Annotated in this window: 16 protein-coding genes; 9 read left to right on the forward strand and 7 right to left on the reverse strand. The window is 72.7% G+C overall.

Features of this window, described 5'->3' with window-relative positions:
* Positions 1-37: 37 nt before the first annotated feature.
* On the reverse strand, positions 38-1,129 hold the full coding sequence (locus ACFCZN_RS04425; protein ID WP_430555949.1) for a hypothetical protein: 1,092 nt from the start codon (positions 1,127-1,129) through the stop codon (positions 38-40).
* Positions 1,126-2,442, reverse strand: a complete 1,317-nt coding sequence (locus tag ACFCZN_RS04430; protein WP_430555950.1) for an ABC transporter substrate-binding protein — start codon at positions 2,440-2,442, stop codon at positions 1,126-1,128. Before ACFCZN_RS04430 ends, ACFCZN_RS04425 begins: the two co-directional genes overlap by 4 nt.
* 302 nt (positions 2,443-2,744) lie before the next feature.
* On the opposite strand from ACFCZN_RS04430, the gene ACFCZN_RS04435 reads away from it, so the two are divergent.
* The 3 genes from ACFCZN_RS04435 to ACFCZN_RS04445 all read left to right on the forward strand — a co-directional run bounded on the left by ACFCZN_RS04435 (position 2,745) and on the right by ACFCZN_RS04445 (position 5,086).
* The gene (locus tag ACFCZN_RS04435) at positions 2,745-3,341 is read left to right on the forward strand and encodes a DUF6318 family protein (RefSeq protein WP_430555951.1); all 597 of its coding nucleotides are present in this window, start codon (positions 2,745-2,747) and stop codon (positions 3,339-3,341) included.
* A 389-nt stretch (positions 3,342-3,730) separates the two neighbouring features.
* A complete protein-coding gene (locus tag ACFCZN_RS04440) occupies positions 3,731-4,360 on the forward strand; it encodes a hypothetical protein (protein WP_430555952.1) in 630 nt (209 codons plus the stop codon).
* A gap of 231 nt (positions 4,361-4,591) precedes the next feature.
* Positions 4,592-5,086, forward strand: coding sequence for a hypothetical protein (locus ACFCZN_RS04445; protein ID WP_430555953.1), 495 nt, complete (start codon positions 4,592-4,594; stop codon positions 5,084-5,086).
* Between the two features lie 20 nt (positions 5,087-5,106).
* On the opposite strand, the gene ACFCZN_RS04450 is transcribed toward ACFCZN_RS04445, so the two are convergent.
* From ACFCZN_RS04450 to ACFCZN_RS04460, 3 genes are all read right to left on the reverse strand, one after another.
* Positions 5,107-5,859 carry a carbohydrate ABC transporter permease gene (locus ACFCZN_RS04450; protein WP_430556058.1) on the reverse strand — a complete coding sequence of 251 codons (753 nt, stop codon included), beginning with the start codon at positions 5,857-5,859 and terminating at the stop codon, positions 5,107-5,109.
* Between the two features lie 74 nt (positions 5,860-5,933).
* Positions 5,934-6,884: a carbohydrate ABC transporter permease gene (locus tag ACFCZN_RS04455; protein WP_430555954.1), complete on the reverse strand. Its 951-nt coding sequence runs from the start codon at positions 6,882-6,884 to the stop codon at positions 5,934-5,936.
* A 46-nt stretch (positions 6,885-6,930) separates the two neighbouring features.
* The gene (locus tag ACFCZN_RS04460; RefSeq protein ID WP_429763937.1) at positions 6,931-8,136 is read right to left on the reverse strand and encodes a sugar ABC transporter substrate-binding protein; all 1,206 of its coding nucleotides are present in this window, start codon (positions 8,134-8,136) and stop codon (positions 6,931-6,933) included.
* 170 nt (positions 8,137-8,306) lie between these two features.
* Between ACFCZN_RS04460 and ACFCZN_RS04465 the strand changes: the two genes are divergently transcribed.
* From ACFCZN_RS04465 to ACFCZN_RS04485, 5 genes are all read left to right on the forward strand, one after another.
* Complete coding sequence (locus tag ACFCZN_RS04465; protein WP_430556059.1) at positions 8,307-9,317, forward strand: LacI family DNA-binding transcriptional regulator; 1,011 nt, start codon at positions 8,307-8,309, stop codon at positions 9,315-9,317.
* 48 nt (positions 9,318-9,365) lie between these two features.
* Positions 9,366-11,681, forward strand: a complete 2,316-nt coding sequence (gene yicI / locus ACFCZN_RS04470; protein WP_430555955.1) for an alpha-xylosidase — start codon at positions 9,366-9,368, stop codon at positions 11,679-11,681.
* Entirely contained in the window at positions 11,678-12,610 is a 933-nt protein-coding gene (locus tag ACFCZN_RS04475) for a D-isomer specific 2-hydroxyacid dehydrogenase family protein (RefSeq protein ID WP_430555956.1), read from the forward strand. The genes yicI and ACFCZN_RS04475 overlap by 4 nt, the downstream gene beginning before the upstream one ends.
* Position 12,611: 1 nt before the next feature.
* Positions 12,612-13,148: a gluconokinase gene (locus ACFCZN_RS04480; RefSeq protein WP_429763933.1), complete on the forward strand. Its 537-nt coding sequence runs from the start codon at positions 12,612-12,614 to the stop codon at positions 13,146-13,148.
* Between the two features lie 66 nt (positions 13,149-13,214).
* Positions 13,215-14,255 carry an NAD(P)-dependent alcohol dehydrogenase gene (locus ACFCZN_RS04485; protein WP_430555957.1) on the forward strand — a complete coding sequence of 347 codons (1,041 nt, stop codon included), beginning with the start codon at positions 13,215-13,217 and terminating at the stop codon, positions 14,253-14,255.
* Positions 14,256-14,296: 41 nt separating this feature from the next.
* On the opposite strand, the gene ACFCZN_RS04490 is transcribed toward ACFCZN_RS04485, so the two are convergent.
* Together ACFCZN_RS04490 and ACFCZN_RS04495 are read right to left on the reverse strand one after the other, a co-directional pair.
* Positions 14,297-15,178, reverse strand: coding sequence for an alpha/beta fold hydrolase (locus ACFCZN_RS04490; protein WP_430555958.1), 882 nt, complete (start codon positions 15,176-15,178; stop codon positions 14,297-14,299).
* 105 nt (positions 15,179-15,283) lie between these two features.
* A complete protein-coding gene (locus ACFCZN_RS04495) occupies positions 15,284-16,138 on the reverse strand; it encodes a universal stress protein (RefSeq protein ID WP_430555959.1) in 855 nt (284 codons plus the stop codon).
* Positions 16,139-16,629: 491 nt separating this feature from the next.
* Between ACFCZN_RS04495 and ACFCZN_RS04500 the strand changes: the two genes are divergently transcribed.
* A complete protein-coding gene (locus ACFCZN_RS04500) occupies positions 16,630-17,235 on the forward strand; it encodes an alpha/beta hydrolase (RefSeq protein WP_430555960.1) in 606 nt (201 codons plus the stop codon).
* Positions 17,236-17,300 lie beyond the last annotated feature (65 nt).

The following is a 17,300-nucleotide window of genomic DNA, read 5'->3' on the forward strand; positions in this document are numbered from 1 at the left end:
CCTCGTGTTCCGCGTCGCCGGCAGGGTATCCCGGCCGTCACCCGCCGAGGCGGACGGCCCAGTCGGCGGGTGCGGGCAGCGGCGGGGCCTCGACCCCGGCGAGCCGGTACAGCGTGGGGCGCACGGTCGTGACGAACTGGTGCGTGGCGTTGAGGTCGCCCTCGTCCAGCCCCAACCCGAGGCGCACCGCGTTCGGCGCCGGGACGGACGCGCCGACGTGCCGTGAGAAGCCGCCGTCCCCGCGGGCAAAGCCCACCGCGTTGCAGGTCGTGATCGCGACGAGCTCCGCGACGTCGGCGTCCGGGACGCCGCCGAGCTGACCGCCCACGACGTCCACCAGCTCCACCGGGTTGCGCAGCCAGCACGCGTCGACGCACGGCTCGGTGCGGATGACGTCGAACGCGGCGGCGTAGATCTCGCGGGCGAGCGGCACCGGTCGTCCGACCTGCCGGCAGAACAGCGCGAGCTTGAACGCCCCCGACAGCCGGTTGTACGGCACGCCCTCGCCCGCGAACCCCGTCGCCGGGTCCTGTCGGGCGCCCACGTGCGCGAGCGCGGCGTCGACGAGCGGCTCGCGCCGCTCCGCCGGCAGGAGCGCGAGCAGCGAGCCCTGGGCCTGGAGATTGTCCTGCGCGAGCCACGAGTCGTCCCAGGGCCGGCGGTCCAGCCACTCCTCGAACGCCGCCACCGACTCCACGTGCCGCGTGAACGGCGTCGTGCCCGACGTCGCGTCCGGCAGCGGGTGCAGGGGCGCCGCGCCCAGCCGCCGCAGCGCCGTGGTGGACACGTCGAGCGCGCGGCCGCGCAACCGCTCGATCTCGCGCATCTCGTTCTGCCGGTCCAGGAAGTAGCCCGTCGACGGGTCCTGCCGGTCCTGGAAGTAGCGCACCAGGGCGTCGTGCACCGAGGCCGGGAGCGCGCCGAGCAGGCCCGCCCGGTCGACGATGTTCACCGCGAACGCCGTCGACTCCAGGTCCGCCTCGAGCTCGGGGCGCGTCCGCGAGCTCGCGGCGTAGTAGAACCCGCCGCGATCCGCGTCCCACAACGTCGGCAGCCACTCCAGCAGGTGGTCGAAGAGCCGGTCGAACTGCGCGAGCGCGGGTGCGACGTCGGCGGTCGTCGCGGTCATGACCGCCCCACCCTCTCGTCGGCGAACGAGAACCACTGGCTGACGAACTCGTCGACCGTGAGGTTGCCGTACTGCAGCTCCTCGCTGAGGCGCTTGAACTCGGCCTCGAGCTCGCCGACGCCCTCGACCGGGACGGGGACAGTCTCGGTGACGACGTCCGCGACGTCCTCCTCGTACTGCACCACGCGAGCGTCGGCCGAGCCCGGCTCCACGCCCATCGCGTCGATCTGCGCCTGGGCCGCGGGCACGCCCTTGGAGGTGCCGAAGATCCTTCCGACCTCCGGGTCGTTGACGAGGAAGTCGATGAGCGTGGCGGCGGCCGCCGGCTGCTCGGTGGAGGCCGACGCCGACAGCAGCATGCCCGGCTTCCAGAACTGCTGGGGCCCGTTCGGCCCGGACGGCATGGGCAGCATCTTCACCTCCTGGCCGGTCTCGGACTCGTAGCTGCCGAGGAAGTTGTCCCACGTCATGCCGGCCGCCTGCTCCCCGACGGTGAAGCCCTCCAGCGGCTCGATCTGCTTGGCCTTCTTGATCGGGAAGAACGCGTCGGCGTCGCGCAGGTCCTGGCCGCGGTCCAGCCACTCGGTCATCTGCGCCTCGTCGAAGTTCAGCCGACCGTCGTCGGTGAACGGCTCGACGCCCTGCTGGATCAGCCATGACAGGAAGAACCACAGCTGGCCCGTGTAGTCGCTGAACCCGTACAGGACCGGGTCGTGCCCCGCGCCGACCTTCGACGTCTTCGCGATCCACGCGTCCAGGTCGTCCCAGGTGTACCCCTCGGCGGGCGGGTTGACGCCGAGCTCGTCGAGCAGGTCCGCGTTGTAGAAGAGCGCCAGCGTGTTGGTGCTGAGCGGCACGCCGAACTGGCCACCGTCGAGCTCCCCCGCCGACACGAGCGACTCGTCGAGCCCGCCGACGTCGAGGTTCACACCCTCCTGGCCCGAGAGGTCGAGCAGCTGGCCGGTCGCGCCGTACTGCCGCAGGTACGACAGGTCCATCTGCATGACGTCGGGCAGTGCGCCACCCGCCGCCTCCGTGGCCCGGGCGCCCCAGTAGTCGTCCCACGCCTGGAACTGCGTCTGCACCGTGATGTTCGGGTGCTTCTCCTCGAAGACGTCGATCGCCTTCTCGTAGAGGTCCGCGCGGTCGTTGTCGCCCCACCACGCCATGGAGAGGGTGATGTCCTCGTCCGTGCTCAGCTTCTCCGCCGAGCCCGGCGCCGTCGTCCCCGGTCCGCCGCCGCACCCCGTGAGGGTGAGTGCCACCGCCGCCAGCGCCGCCGTCACGCCGGCCGCCTTGCGTGCCAACCTCATGAGAGCCTCCTCGCTCGTCGACCATCCGTACCCGGCGACCTCGCCGGCGCGAGACGAAACGGTAGGTCTCGAGGTGGTGCCCTCGGTGCGAACGAGCGGCCAACCGATCATTTCCGGTCGTTCACTCGCGCAGGCCCGTCGCACCCACCTCGCCGCGGCGAAGTCTCCGGCGCATGTCTCGTGGCCGACGAACGTCGTCCCTCTGCCACCTGCACCGACGCGATATCCACAGACGCTCAGGCAACCAAATGACGATCTGCTCTACAGTGACCGCGACGTCACCGCCGACAGGGAGCCCCGTCATGACCCGCAGCCGGGCCATTCTCGCCGCCACCTCCATCGCCGCTGCCGCTGCGCTCCTCGTCGCCGGCTGCGACGACGACCCGCCCGCGACGCCGTCTCCCGAGCCCACCGCCGCCAGCGCGAGCCCCTCGGCGTCCCCGTCGCCCAGCGCCACCGCTGTGGTCGTCGCGCCCGAGCGGCCGAAGGAGATGGACGACGACGGCCCCGCCGGCGCCGAGGCAGCCGCGGTGTACTTCCTCGAGCTCGACCCGTACATCATGAAGACCGGCGATACGGCCAATTATGAGGAGATGTCGAGCAAGAGCTGCACTCATTGTTCGGCGCGTATTGACCAAGCAAAGGAGATCGCCGAACAGGGAGACCAGTGGCATGGCGGTGATGTGAAGGCGCGCGTGGTGCACACCTACGAGCAGGAGGCCACTACAGAAATCTGGCCGATGGACGTGGCTGTGAGAATCTCTCCCGTGAGCGTCACGGACACGTCAGGAAGCGAAGTCTTCAGCGAAGCCGCCGACACTACAGAATCCAGGGTCGAGATGGCCCGCCGCGACGGACAATGGGTCGTTGTCGAGGTTCGAACGGACCAGAGCTCGTGAAGGTCGCCGTGCGGCTGGCCACGGTTGCGCTAGCTCTGGCTTCCCTCGCTTCGATGCCCCTGATTCAGGCAAGCGCGCATCAGCTATCTGCAGCATCCGAGTCCGAGCGAAAGTACTCTGGTTTCGCAGACGACAACTCGAACGAGACCGGTGCAGAGGCACGCGGGAGTGGTTGGAAGAACACTCCCGATGGTAGGGAGCCTGCGGCTCCCGACAAACCCCGGGACCGCTACGCCCGCACCGACGCGGTGACGTGCGGGACGCTGGGTGAAGACCTGGACTCCCTCAGCGGCATCGTCACGGCACCGGGCGCTTGCCCGGAAGGCACGGACGTCGTCGAAATCACGACACCGTGCGAAGACGGTGAGTACGCCCTCGATGCGCTCTGGGTGCAGCGAGTCCGGGAGAACGGCACCTACGACGACGCCGAGCAGCTCACCGAGGACGAGTGCATCTCCCCCGCGGACATCGCACGCCAGGCACAGCGCGAATTCAAGTCCATGAAGATCCGGGCGCCGGAAGCGACGGTGCAGGGCAACCCGCCGATGGTGGTCAACGTCCACTACCCGGCGTACACCACCGCGGCGCCCCAGGACCGCACGGTCACCCTGCTCGGTGTGCCCGTCGTCCTGCGCGCGGAGCCCACCGAGTACGCGTGGGACTTCGACGATCCGTATTCGTCCACCGGCAGCACGCTCACGACGACGTCTCCCGGTCGCCCGTGGCACGAGGGCGACGCCACCCCTGACGAGTCCTGGGTCGGACACACCTACAGCCAGCTCGGCACGCCCGGCGAGGACGCGGGCACCGCCGTCGACGACAAGGGCAACGTGTACCGCGACGGCGTCACCGTCTCGCTCACCACCACCTGGCAGGGCCGCTTCCGCGTCCAGGGCACCAGCGACTGGACGGACATCCCGGGCACCATCTCGACGACGAGCACCACGGGCCCCACCACGGTCACCGAGGCACGCACGCGCCTCGTCTGCGAGGACCTCGAAGGCAACGACGTCTGCTGACCCACCGCACCCCGACGTAGCACCCGGTGGCGGTTCCGAGACGGGAACCGTCACCGGGCGCTACGTCGACAGCACGTCCGCCGGAGCCCGAGGCCGCGGCGCCAGGCCCTAGATCACGCTGCGCCCCTCGGCCCTGGCCTTGCGCAGCTCGCGGTAGAACGCACGTGCGCCGCGCAGCCAGGCGCGCGAATCCTGTCGCTCCCGACGGGAGGCCCTGCCAGACTCGCGGGCATGACGACCGACGCCAGGCACGACGACCGCCCGGGCACGACGCCGCCCCTCCGCACCGCGCGGGTGCTCCGCGTGACGGAGGAGGCGTGCGACGTGTGGCGCGACGGCGGTGTCGCCACCGTGCCGTTCGCCGCGACCCTTCCGGCACCGCGTACCGAGCGCGTCTCCCCCGGCCACCTCGTCGCGATCGCGACAGCGACCGACGGGCGCGACGTCGTCGTCTGGCGGTGGTTCGACGCCGTCGTCCTCGGCGAGGAGGCCGACGGGTCGGTGCGCCTGTGGGAGCCGGCCCACGGCGAGGTGCTCGCACGGCGCCGGCCCGGTTGTCGCCACCTCGAACCGGGTGTGCGCGCCTATGCCTCGGCCGGCCTGCCCGGCGCCGGCTGGTGGGTGGCGTCGGCCGCCGGCGGGGGCGACGTCGGCCCCCAGGCCGACCTCGACGAGGTCGCCGCGTTCTCTGCGAGCAACGGCCTCTGGGCGGCGGCCCTCGGCTGAGGGGACGAGGTCATCTCACGTCACTTCACCGCGCCGCCGAGCGCGCCGGCGGCGATGTACCGCTGCGCGAGGACGAGGAGCACGATCGCCGGCACGGAGGAGATGACGGCGCTCGCCATGACGGGCCCCCAGCTCTGGACGTTGCCCTGCAGGTAGTCGTAGATGCCGAGGGTGATGGGCTTGATGTCCGCACCCGTGGTGAGGGTGAGGCCGAACATGAAGTCGCTCCACGCGAAGAGGAAGCTGAACAGGCCGGCGGTGATGAGCGAGTTCTTGCTCACCGGCACGATGATCGACCAGAACGCGCGGAAGTGGCCGGCGCCGTCGACGCGCGACGCCTCGGTGAGCGCGGGCGGGATGGACCGCATGAACGCGCTCATGATGAGGATGGCGAACGGGATGCCGTGGGTGGCGTTCGCGAGGATCAGCCCGACGTACGTGTTGAGCAGGCCCAGGTCGTTGAACAACGTGTAGAGCGAGTTCGCGATGACGATGCCGGGGATCATCTGCGCCAGGAGCAGCACGAACAGGAAGATCCCCATGCCGCGCAGGCGGAACCGCGACAGCGCGTAGGCGGCGGGCGTGGCGATCACCAGCGACACGAGCACTGCGCCGAGGGCCACGATCATGCTGGTGACGAGGTTGCCGGTCTGGTCCTCCCACGCCCGCTGGTAGCCCTCGAACGTGACGTTCGTCGGGAAGAACGAGCTGTTCGCCGCCGTGCCGCCGCCCTGGAGGGACACGTTGACCATCCAGTAGACGGGGAACAGCATGACCGCGAGGAGCACGATCCCGACGATCGTGTACCGCAGCTTCCGGGCGTCGGTCGTCTGATTCACGATGAACCTCACTCATCCACGGCGCGCTTGTTGACGCGCAGGTACACGACGGCGAACAGCAGCGACACCACGATGAGGATGTTGCTGACCGCGGCGCCGGTGCCGAAGGAGAACTCCTGGAACGAGCGCCGGTAGGAGTCGGTGGCCAGGGTCTGGGTCGCGTTGGCGGGGCCGCCGCCGGTGAGGCCCAGGATGATGTCGAGCACCTTGAGGGTGTAGATCACGCCGAGCACGAGGACGACGCTGACCACGGGCCGCAGGTTGGGCCAGGTGATGTGCCAGAACGCCTTGGCGCCGGTGGCGCCGTCCAGGGCGCCGGCCTCGTAGAGCTCGTCGGGGATGTTCTGCAGCCCGGAGTACAGCAGCGTCATGTTGAACGGGATGCCCACCCAGACGTTCACCAGGACGACGGCGACGAGCGCGACGTCGGGGCTGGTGAGCCAGTGGACCGGCGCGATGCCGATCGTGCCGAGCGCCTCGTTGAGGACGCCGCCGTCCTGGTCGAGGATCCACTTCCACACCGCGGTGCCCGCGATCATCGGCAGCAGCCAGGGCAGCAGGAGGAGGGACCGCAGCACGTTCCCCAGCGGGAACCGCCGCTTGAAGAAGAGGGCGAACAGGAGCCCGATGACGAACTGGCCGACGATCGAGCCGATGGTGAACAGCGCCGTGTTGAGCACGGTCGTGCGGAACAGGCCGCTCGTGACGACCTCGACGTAGTTGTCGAGCCCGACCCACGGCGCCTCGCCCGAGACGAAGGTCCGCACGGTGTAGTCCTGCGACCCCATCACGAGGTTCTTGACGATCGGGTACCCGAAGAACACGAGCACGTACGCGATCGCGGGCACGAGGAACAGCCACTGGGCGGTCCGCTCGCGCATCCGGGCGCGGTTGCGCCGACGGTCGGCGCCGCGACCGGGCGCGACGACGGGCGCCGGGCCGGCGAGGGTGGTGGTCATCGTCGATCCTTCCTCGGTGACGACGCGCGCGACGTGGGCGTGCGCATCAGTGCTCCGTCGCCCGCTCGAGGGCTTCCGCGGGAGGCTCGCTCCCGGTCAGCGCGAGCTGCTGGGCGGTGTAGATCTGGGTGGCGGCGCCGGGCCAGTCCGGCCCGAGCAGCGCGGTGCGCGACCGGGCGGTCTGCACGGTGTCGACGAACGTCGCCACGACCGGGTTCTCGGCGGCCGCCTCCGCGGCGACCTCGGTGTCCGACGGGACGGCGCCGCGCCCGGTCGCCATCGCGAGCTGGTGCTCGCCGCGGGTCACGCACGCGACGAAGTCGCCGGCCTTCGCCATCTTCTCGGGGTTCCCGGTGCGCGGGACGGTGAACGCCTCGCCACCGAGCGGCGCCTCGAGCGTGTCCCCCGCCTCCGGGACGGGCAGCGGGACGGCGGCGTAGTCGAGGCCGTCGGCCGCCTCGAGCGCGGGCATGTTCCACGGCCCGTTGACCATCATGGCGGCCTTTCCCGCGATGAACTGGTCGTTGACGTCGTTCTGCGACCAGTTGACGACGCTCGACGACGCGTACCCGTCCTGCACGAGGCCGTTGACGAAGGAGAGCGCTTCGACCGCCTGGGGCGACGTCAGGTCGTCCTCGTCCGCCCCGTTGCTCCACAGGTAGGGCAGGAACTGCCAGGTGCCCTCGAAGGTGTTGGCGGCGCTGAACGCGAGGCCGTAGCGCCCGTCGGTGGTCAGCGCCTCGGCGGCCGCGCGCAGCTCGTCCCACGTGGTGGGCGGCTCGATCCCCGCCTCGGCGAGCGCGTCGACGTCGTAGAACAGCCCGACCGTATTGACGACGGGCGCGATGCCGTACAGGTCGCCGTCGTAGGTGCCCGCGTCGACGACGCCCTGCGGGAACCCGTCGCCCGTGATGCCGTAGTCGGTCAGCGGGCTGAGCGCGCCGGACGACGCGATCTGCTGCACGTCGGGGTTGTCGAGCATGAGGACGTCGGGGAGCGTGTCGGACGACGCCTGCTGCAGGACGGTCGCGATGAGCCCGGAGCCCGCCACGTGGTTGGCCTGCACCTTCATGCCGACCTCGGCGGCGCAGGCGTCGTAGACCTCCTGGTAGACGGGCGCGCTGGTGTCGGACAGCGTGTCGGTCACGATCAGCGTGCCGTCGTCCGCACGGGCACCGCCGCTGCAGGCCGACAGCCCCAGGACGACGACGGCGGCCGACGCCGCGCCGACGGCGGTGTGGGTTCGTCGCACAGTCGTAGCTCCTTCGCTCGGTTCACGTGACGGCGAGGTTAGGCACGACCCGGCAAGGCTGTCAAAGCGCTTTACCAATCTCGTCCGGCTGTGTGATCATCGATCCGCACCACCGATCCCGAGCTTTGTTCCCGACCTGTTCCCGACGTGAGGAGTGCCCCGTGGTGACCATGCAGGACGTGGCCGACCGGGCCGGCGTCTCTCTGACGACCGTGTCGTTCGTCGTCAACGGGACCAAGCGCGTGGCCCCGGCGACGCGCACCCGCGTCGAGGACGCGATGGCCGACCTGGGGTACCGCCGCAACGTGCTCGCCCGGGCTCTGGCGAGCCGCCGCAGCCACATCGTGGCGCTGGTCTTCCCCGCCCTGCAGCACCGCCTCGGCAGCACCGCGCTGAGCATCGTCACCGCCGCCGCGAGCGCCGCGACCGAGCGCGGCTTCAACGTCGTGCTCTGGCCGGTCGACGACGTCGCCCAGCTCGACGACTACCTGTCCGGCGGGCTCGTCGACGGCGTCCTGCTCATGGAGGTCACCGCCGACGACCCGCGCGTCGCGCTGCTCGCGGAGCGCGAGGTGCCCTTCGGGCTGATCGGCCGGACCGAGGACACGACCGGGCTGTCGTACGTCGACATGGACTTCGCCGGCATGGTCGCCACGGGGCTCGACCACCTCACCGACCTCGGCCACCGCCGGGTGGCGCTGTTCCTCGGCGAGCCGGGCGGCCCCTCCGGCGCCGCATGGTCGGGCTACGGGCCGGTCGTCCGCACCGCGCGGGCCTACGAGGCGGAGGCGGCCCGCCGCGGCCTCGACCCGGTCGTCGTCCGCGGCGGCCAGGACCCGCGCTCGGGCCGGCAGGCCGCCACCGCCCTGGTCGCCGACCACCCCGACGTCACGGCCGTCCTCGTCCTCAACGAGGCGGCGCTGTCCGGGTTCGTGAACGGGCTCGTCGCGGCCGGGCGCGCCGTCCCCGACGACGTCTCCGTCCTCGCGCTCGCGACCTCCGCGGCGGACCTGGCCACGGCCGACCCCGCCGTCAGCGCCGTCGTCGCGCCCGGCGCCGAGCTCGGCGCCCGCAGCGTCCAGGACCTCGTCGACCGCCTCGCCGACCCGTCCGCCGCCCCCACCCGCGACCTCCTGCCCGGCACGCTCCGGCTCGTCGGCTCCACCGCCGACGCCCGCTGAGACCGGTCGGCGCGCCCCGCACCACCCGCACCACGGAAGGCCCTCCCCATGAAGTTCACCGACGGTTTCTGGCACGCCCGCCCCGGCGTCGCGATCCACTACGCCCGCGAGGTGGACCGGGTCGCCGCCGACGGCGCGCGCCTGCGCTCCGTCGCGCCGACCAAGGTCGTGCGGCACCGCGGCGACACCCTGAACAACCCGGTCATCACGACCACCGTGTCGTCGCCGATGGAGAACGTCGTGCGGGTGCAGCACGTCCACCACAAGGGCCGCCAGGAGCCCCGCCGCTTCGAGCTGGACCTGCTCGACGGCATCGGCGAGGCGAAGGTCGTCGACGGCCAGGGCACGCTCACCACCGGCGACCTGAGCGTGCAGCTGTCCGTCGGGAAGTCCTGGGAGCTGTCGTTCCACGCCGGCGGGCGCCGCCTCACCGGGTCGAGCGGCAAGTCGGCCGCGTGGGCCGACGTCGCCCCCGACGCCTCCGTCGACCACGGCCCGATCGAGCTGCGCCGCGACGGGCGCACCAGCTACGTGTTCGACCAGCTCGACCTGGGCGTGGGCGAGCTCGTCTACGGCCTCGGCGAGCGCTTCGGCCCGGTGGTGAAGAACGGCCAGACGGTCGACATCTGGAACTACGACGGCGGCACGTCGAGCGAGCAGGCGTACAAGAACGTGCCATTCTACCTGACCACCGGCGGCTACGGCGTCTTCGTCAACGACCCCGGCCACGTCTCGTTCGAGGTGGGCTCCGAGGCCGTCGAGCGGGTGCAGTTCTCCGTGCTCGGAGAGGCGCTCGACTACTTCGTCGTCTACGGGCCTGACCCGAAGACGATCCTCCAGCGCTACACCGCGCTCACGGGCCGCCCCGCCGAGATCCCCGCCTGGACGTACGGGCTCTGGCTGTCGACGAGCTTCACCACGGACTACGACGAGGCCACGGTCAGCTCGTTCATCGACGGGATGGCGGAGCGGGACATCCCGCTGAGCCTGTTCCACTTCGACTGCTTCTGGATGCGCGAGTTCAACTGGTGCGACTTCGAGTGGGACGAGCGCACCTTCCCCGACCCGGAGGGCATGCTGGCCCGTCTCCACGACCGCGACCTGCGGGTCTGCGTGTGGATCAACCCGTACATCGCCCAGCAGTCGCCCCTCTTCGACGAGGGCATGGCGGCCGGCTACCTCGTGAAGCGCCGGGACGGCTCGGTCTGGCAGTGGGACCGCTGGCAGGGCGGCATGGCCCTGGTGGACTTCACCAACCCGGACGCCGCCTCCTGGTACAAGGACAAGCTGCGCGTGCTCGTGCGCCAGGGCGTCGACGCGTTCAAGACCGACTTCGGCGAGCGGATCCCGGTGGACGTCGAGTACTTCGACGGCTCCGACCCGGAGCGGATGCACAACTACTACACGCACCTCTACAACGAGGCGGTGCACGAGGTGCTCGCCGAGGAGCGCGGCACGGGCGAGGCCGTGCTGTTCGCCCGGTCGGCCACCGCCGGCGGGCAGCAGTTCCCGGTGCACTGGGGCGGCGACTCCACGGCGTCGTACGTGTCGATGGCCGAGTCGCTGCGCGGCGGCCTGTCGCTCGCGTACAGCGGGTTCGGCTACTGGAGCCACGACATCGGCGGCTTCGAGATGACGCCGGACGCCGGCGTGTTCAAGCGCTGGACGGCGTTCGGCCTGTTCTCCAGCCACAGCCGCATGCACGGCAGCGGGTCCTACCGCGTGCCGTGGATGTTCGGCGAGGACGAGTCCGACCCGACGAGCGCCGTCGCCGTGACCCGCACGTTCGCGCGGTTCAAGAACCGGCTCGCGCCCTACCTCGTCGCCACCGGGCACGAGGCGCACCGGTCGGGCACGCCGATGATGCGGCCCATGCTGCTGGAGTTCCCCGACGACCCCGCGGTGCCGCACCTGGACCGCCAGTACATGCTCGGGTCCGACCTGCTCGTGGCGCCGGTGTTCAACGCCGAGGGCGACGTCGACCTCTACCTGCCCGACGGCGAGTGGGCCGGCCTCCTCACCGGCGAGCGCGTCGCCGGCGGCCGTTGGGTGCGGGAGAACCACGGCTTCGACTCCCTGCCGGTCTACGTCCGCGCCGGCGGCGTCGTCCCCCTGAGCGCCCACGAGGAGCGCCCGGACGCCGACCACCTCGACGGGCTGACGCTGCTCGTGCACCCCGGCACCGACGGCTGGTCGCGGACCGTCGAGGTCGACGGCGCCGACGGCGAGGCCGTGGCGTTCACCGTCCGGCGCGACGGCGACGAGGTCGTCGTCGAGTCGGCCCTCGGGGCGGGCTGGTCGGTCGAGGTCGCGGGCGGCGCCCGCGCGCAGGCCGCGGACGGCGTCGCCCGGGTCGCGGCATGAGCGGCGCGACGTCGGTCCCCGGCGTGAGCGTTGCCCGCCCGGGCCCCGGCTGGCTGCCGGACGCCGTCACCGCGGCCGGCGCCCGCCTGGTCGCGCCGGGCCCGGAGACGGAGGGACTGCTCTGGTTCGGCGGCGACCTCGCCGACCTGCGGACGGCGCTGGCTTCGGCGACCGGGACCCGCTGGGTCCAGCTGCCGTCGGCCGGGGTCGACGCGTACGCCGAGGCCGGGCTGCTGGGGACGCCGGGCATCACCTGGACCTCCGCGAAGGGCTCCTTCGCGCGCCCCGTGGCCGAGCACGCCCTCGCGCTGACCCTGGCGACGCTCCGGCACCTGCCGGAGCGCGCCCGCGCCCGCTCGTGGGGCACGTCCGGCGGGACGTCGCTGTTCGGCGCCGACGTGCTCGTGCTGGGCGCCGGCGGCATCGCCCGCACGTACCTCGACCTCCTGGCGCCGTTCGGCACGCGCAACGTCGTCGTCCGCCGTCGGGCCGAGCCGGTGCCCGGCGCCGAGCGCACCGTCACCACGGACCACCTGGCGGCCGAGCTCGCCCGGGCGGACGTCGTCATGGTGGCCGCGGCGCTGACCACGCAGACCCGGGCGCTGCTGGGCGCGGACGAGCTGGCCGCCATGAAGCCCGGCGCCGTGCTCGTCAACATCGCGCGCGGTGGGCTCGTGGACACCGACGCCCTCGTGGCGGCGCTGGCCTCGGGCCGTCTCGGCGGCGCGGCGCTCGACGTCACCGACCCCGAGCCCCTGCCCGACGGCCACCCGCTGTGGGACCTGCCGACCGCGCTGATCACCCCGCACACCGCGGACACCCCGGAGATGGTCGCGCCGCTGCTGCGCGCGCGGGTCGAGGAGAACCTCCGCCGGTTCGTCGCGGGCGAGCCGCTCGACGCCGTCGTCGACCCGGCCACGGGGTACTGACGTGGGCCCCGTCCGCGTCGACGACCTGCGCGGCGTCGTCGTCATGGGCGTCGCGGGCTGCGGCAAGTCGACGGTGGGCGGCCTGCTCGCCGCCCGCCTGGGCCTCCAGTTCGTGGACGCCGACGACCTGCACCCGCCGTCGAACGTCGCCAAGATGTCGGCCGGGACCCCGCTGACCGACGACGACCGGCGCCCCTGGCTCGCCCGCGTCGCGGAGGTGCTGCGGACCGGCGCCGAGGCCGGCAGCCCCGTCGTCATGGCCTGCTCGGCCCTGCGCCGGTCGTACCGCGACGCCCTCCGCGACGGCGCGGGCGGCGGCGTCGCGTTCGTCCACCTGCACGGCGACCGCGACCTGCTCGCGCGGCGGATCGCCGCGCGAGCGGACCACTTCATGCCGCCGGCGCTCCTGGACTCGCAGCTCGCCACGCTCGAGCCGCTGGGCGCCGACGAGAACGGCGTGGTGGTCGACGTCGACCGGACCGCCCACCGCGCCGTCGACGTCGTCGCGGGATGGCTAGGGCGCCCAAGGGTGCCCTGACAGGGCGCCCCGGAGCGGGCCGGGGGCGCATACGGTGGACCCCGCACCACCGACGAAGGAGAACTCTTGCGCACCGTCAACGCCTACGCCGCCCCGTCCGCGACCGAGCCGCTGGTCCCCACGACCATCGAGCGTCGCGACGTCGGCCCGAAGGACGTCCTGATCGCCATCCGCTACGCGGGGATCTGCCACTCCGACATCCACACCGTGCGCGGCGACTGGGGCCCGATCACCTACCCCCAGGTCGTCGGCCACGAGATCGTCGGCGAGGTCGTCGAGGTCGGCCCCGCCGTCACCAAGCACGCCGTCGGCGACCGTGTCGGCGTCGGCTGCATGGTCAACTCGTGCCGCGAGTGCGAGAACTGCCGCGCCGGCATGGAGAACTACTGCCTCAAGGGCAACACCGGCACCTACGCCGCCGTCGACCGGGACGGCACCATCACCCAGGGCGGCTACTCCACCCACGTGGTCGTCGACGAGGACTTCGTCCTGCGCGTCCCCGCCGCCATCGACTACGCGGCCGCCGCGCCGCTGCTGTGCGCGGGCATCACCACGTACTCCCCGCTCGCGCACTGGAACGCCGGCCCCGGCAAGCGTGTCGCGGTCGTCGGCATGGGCGGTCTGGGCCACATGGCCGTGAAGATCGCCGCGGCCATGGGCGCCGAGGTCACCGTGCTCTCGCGCACGCTGGCGAAGAAGGACGACGGCCTCGCCTTCGGCGCGACCGACTACTACGCGACCGACGACGCCGCCACGTTCGAGGCGCTGAAGAACCGGTTCGACCTCATCGTCAACACCGTCAGCGCGCCGCTCGACCTCAACCAGTACCTGCGGCTGCTGCGCCTCGACGGCACCATGGTCAACGTCGGCGCCCCGCCGGAGCCGCTGCCCATCCAGGTGTTCTCGCTGTTCAACAACCGCCGGTCGTTCGCCGGTTCCAGCATCGGCTCCATCGCCGAGACCCAGGAGATGCTCGACTTCTGCGCCGAGCACGGCATCGCGCCCGAGACCGAGCTCATCGCGGCCGACCAGATCAACGACGCGTACGAGCGCGTGCTGGCCAGCGACGTCCGCTACCGGTTCGTCATCGACACCGCGACCCTGTAGCACTGCGTCGCCGCCCTCGCGGGCCGGTGCCGACGTCGCCGTCAGACGGCAGGGGCGTCGGCACCGGCGAGGAACTCCCGCAGGGCGGCGGCCACCTCGTCCGGGGCCTCCTCGGCCTGGTGGTGACCGGACCCGATCTGGCGGTGCCGCAGCGGCCGGTCGAGCCACGGCTCCCAGATGGCGGCCGGGTCGCCGTGGATGTCCAGGTCGTCCCCGGTCGACTCGAGCAGGAGCGTCGGGCACCCGACCCGGCGCCCGGCCGCGCGGTCGTCCTCGTCGTGGCGGCGGTCGATGCCGAGGCCTGCGCGGTAGTCCTCGCACATCCCGTGCACGACGGCGGGGTCCCGCAGCGCGGCCCAGACGTCGGCGTGGTTGCCGGGTCCGATGTCCTCCGGCGGCGGCGTGCGGTACCAGGCGTCGGGGTCGGCGGTGATGACCCGCTCGGCGGGCTTGTCGTCCTGGGCAAGGAACCACCAGTGCCACCAGGCGCGGGCGAACCGCGCGTCCGTCCGCTCGAGGTGCTCGACCACGGGCAGCCCGTCCATGACGACGAGGTGCGTGACCCGCTCCGGGTGGTCCATGGCGGTGCGGAACGCGACCAGCGACCCGCGGTCGTGGCCCACCACGGCGAAGGTGTCGTGGCCCAGGGCGGACATCAGGTCGACGACGTCCCGCGCCATCGCCCGCTTGCTCGACTGCGCGTGGTCCGGCTCGTCTGGCGGCAGCGTCGACCTCCCGTAGCCGCGCAGGTCGGGGCAGACCACGGTGTGCTCGTGCGCGAGGAGCGGCGCCACCGCGTGCCACGTCGTGTGGGTCCGGGGGTGCCCGTGCAGCAGCACCACCGGCGTGCCCGTGCCGCCGTGCCGCACCCGCAGCGTCACCTCGGGAAGTTCCACCCGGTCCAGCCGGAAGCCGTCGAACATGAGCCGACGCTAGCAACGCGCCCGCGGCCTGACCGTCATCGGCACGGCCAGCGCGGCGCACCACGATCACGTCACCGAGCTCGAGCTCGAGGCTCGGGCCTCTCGTCATCCCGGCGCCGGCACGTCGGCCGGGACGAGGACGACGGTGCCGCGGGCCCCGGCGACGACGCGGCGCGCGAGGGTTCGCCCCCTCAGGTCGCGCTGGGACGACGGCACGCCCACGACCGTGAGCGCGGCGCCCACCGATTCCTGAACGACGGCGCGAGCGAGCGCGGGGACCGCCCGGGTCCGCACGTCGACGTCGGGAAAGACCTGCTCGTAGGGGTCCAGGACCTCGGCGAGGATCTCCGCCTCGACCGTGGCGGGGAGGGTGTCACCCGGGACGTGCAGCACGGTGACCCCGACGCGACGGCGCGCAGCGGCGCGGAACGCCACGTCCAGGACACCGGTCGGGTCCTCCCGGCTGCGCAGCGCCGCGACGACGCGGTGCGCGGACGGTCCCTCCTGCGGAGCCTCTGCCAGCGCGACGACCGCCAGCGGTCGGCCGACCCGTCGTGCCGCCCGCCGGGCCGTCCCGGGGACTGGCCCGCCCAGCGCGCGGAGGCCGCGCCGCCGCCCCACGACCAGCAGGGCGTCGTCCCGGCGGGCGGACGCCGCCCCGGCCTGCGTGAGCGCGGTCTCGACGCCGAGCCGCGGGTCGACCTCGTGCACCTGCCGCACGACGTCCTCCAGGTCGGCCCGCGCGGCGTCCCACGCCGCGGCGACGGGGCTGCGTCCGTCGGACGACGTCCACGGGTACCAGGTCCCCCAGGGAGTCGCGGGGACGACGACGGGCGGCGGCGTCACCACGGTCCGCACCACCCGCAGCGTCGTGCCCCGCACGGCGGCCTCGGCCGCCGCCCACGGGACCGGCAGGTGGCTGGCCGGGGTGTCGTCGAGCGCGAGGAGGACGGGCCCCACGGGCTCGACGCGGGAGGGAAGCCGAGACCGCAGCCTCGCGATCGCCCGGGGATCGGGAGCGGACATGGTCGACCTTTCTCGGGACGGGACGGATGGCTACCGACGACGATGCCGAGGACGCCTGCGGGGTCGCGCCCGGGTGCGGCACCGGCGCCGTGACGGGTCGCCCTGGCCAGGGCACCGGGCCCGGGCACCGCCCGTGGGTGGACCCGGGTGCCGCACGGGTGCCGCGGTGCGGCCGGCGGCCGGACGGTGGGGACGTACCGCCGACCGAACGGAGAGCACGAGGAGATCCGCGAGCGCCGCCCCGGCCGCTGACCGACGGCGCCCCGACACCACGCACCGCACCATCCCGACGAAAGGAACCCTCATGTCCGAGCCCACCACGTCCCGCCCCACCGTCGTGCTCGTCCACGGCGCGTTCGCGGACTCGTCCAGCTGGAACGGCGTCGTCGCGCGCCTGCAGGGCCCGCGGCGTCCCCGTCACGGCCGTGGCGAACCCGCTGCGGACGCTGTCCGGGGACGGCAGGTACGTCGCCGACGTCCTCGCCTCGATCCCCGGCCCCGTGGTCCTCGTGGGCCACTCCTACGGCGGCAGCGTGATCACCCAGGCCGCCGCCGACGCCACGAACGTCGCCGCCCTGGTCTACGTCGCCGCGTTCGCCCCGGCCGACGGGGAGAGCGCGCTCGAGCTGTCGGGCAAGTTCCCCGGCAGCACCCTCGGCGACACCCTGAAGAGCTACCCGCTCACCGACGGCGGCACCGAGCTCGCCATCCGTCAGGACGCGTTCGCGCAGCAGTTCGCCGCCGACGTCGACCCGGGCACGGCGGCCCTCATGGCCGCGGGCCAGCGGCCCGCGACGTCGGCAGCGCTCGGCGAGGGCCTCGCGGCGGGCGCCCCCGCCTGGGAACGGCTGCCGTCCACGTTCGTGCTCGCCGGCGCCGACCGGAACATCCCGGCGGAGGCGGTCCGCTTCATGGCGGACCGGGCCGGCGGGCGCCTGGTCGAGATCGCCGGGGCGTCCCACGCCGTCGCGGTCTCGCACCCCGCCGAGGTCGCCGACACCGTGCTCGCCGCGGTCGCCGACGTCTCCTGATCCTGAGGCGCGCGAACGCCCCGGGCCGTGACGGGATACCGTCCGGGCCCGGGGCGTTCGCGGTC

The sequence above is a fragment of the Isoptericola sp. NPDC056134 genome, from assembly GCF_042264825.1.
GTDB lineage: Bacteria > Actinomycetota > Actinomycetes > Actinomycetales > Cellulomonadaceae > Isoptericola > Isoptericola nanjingensis.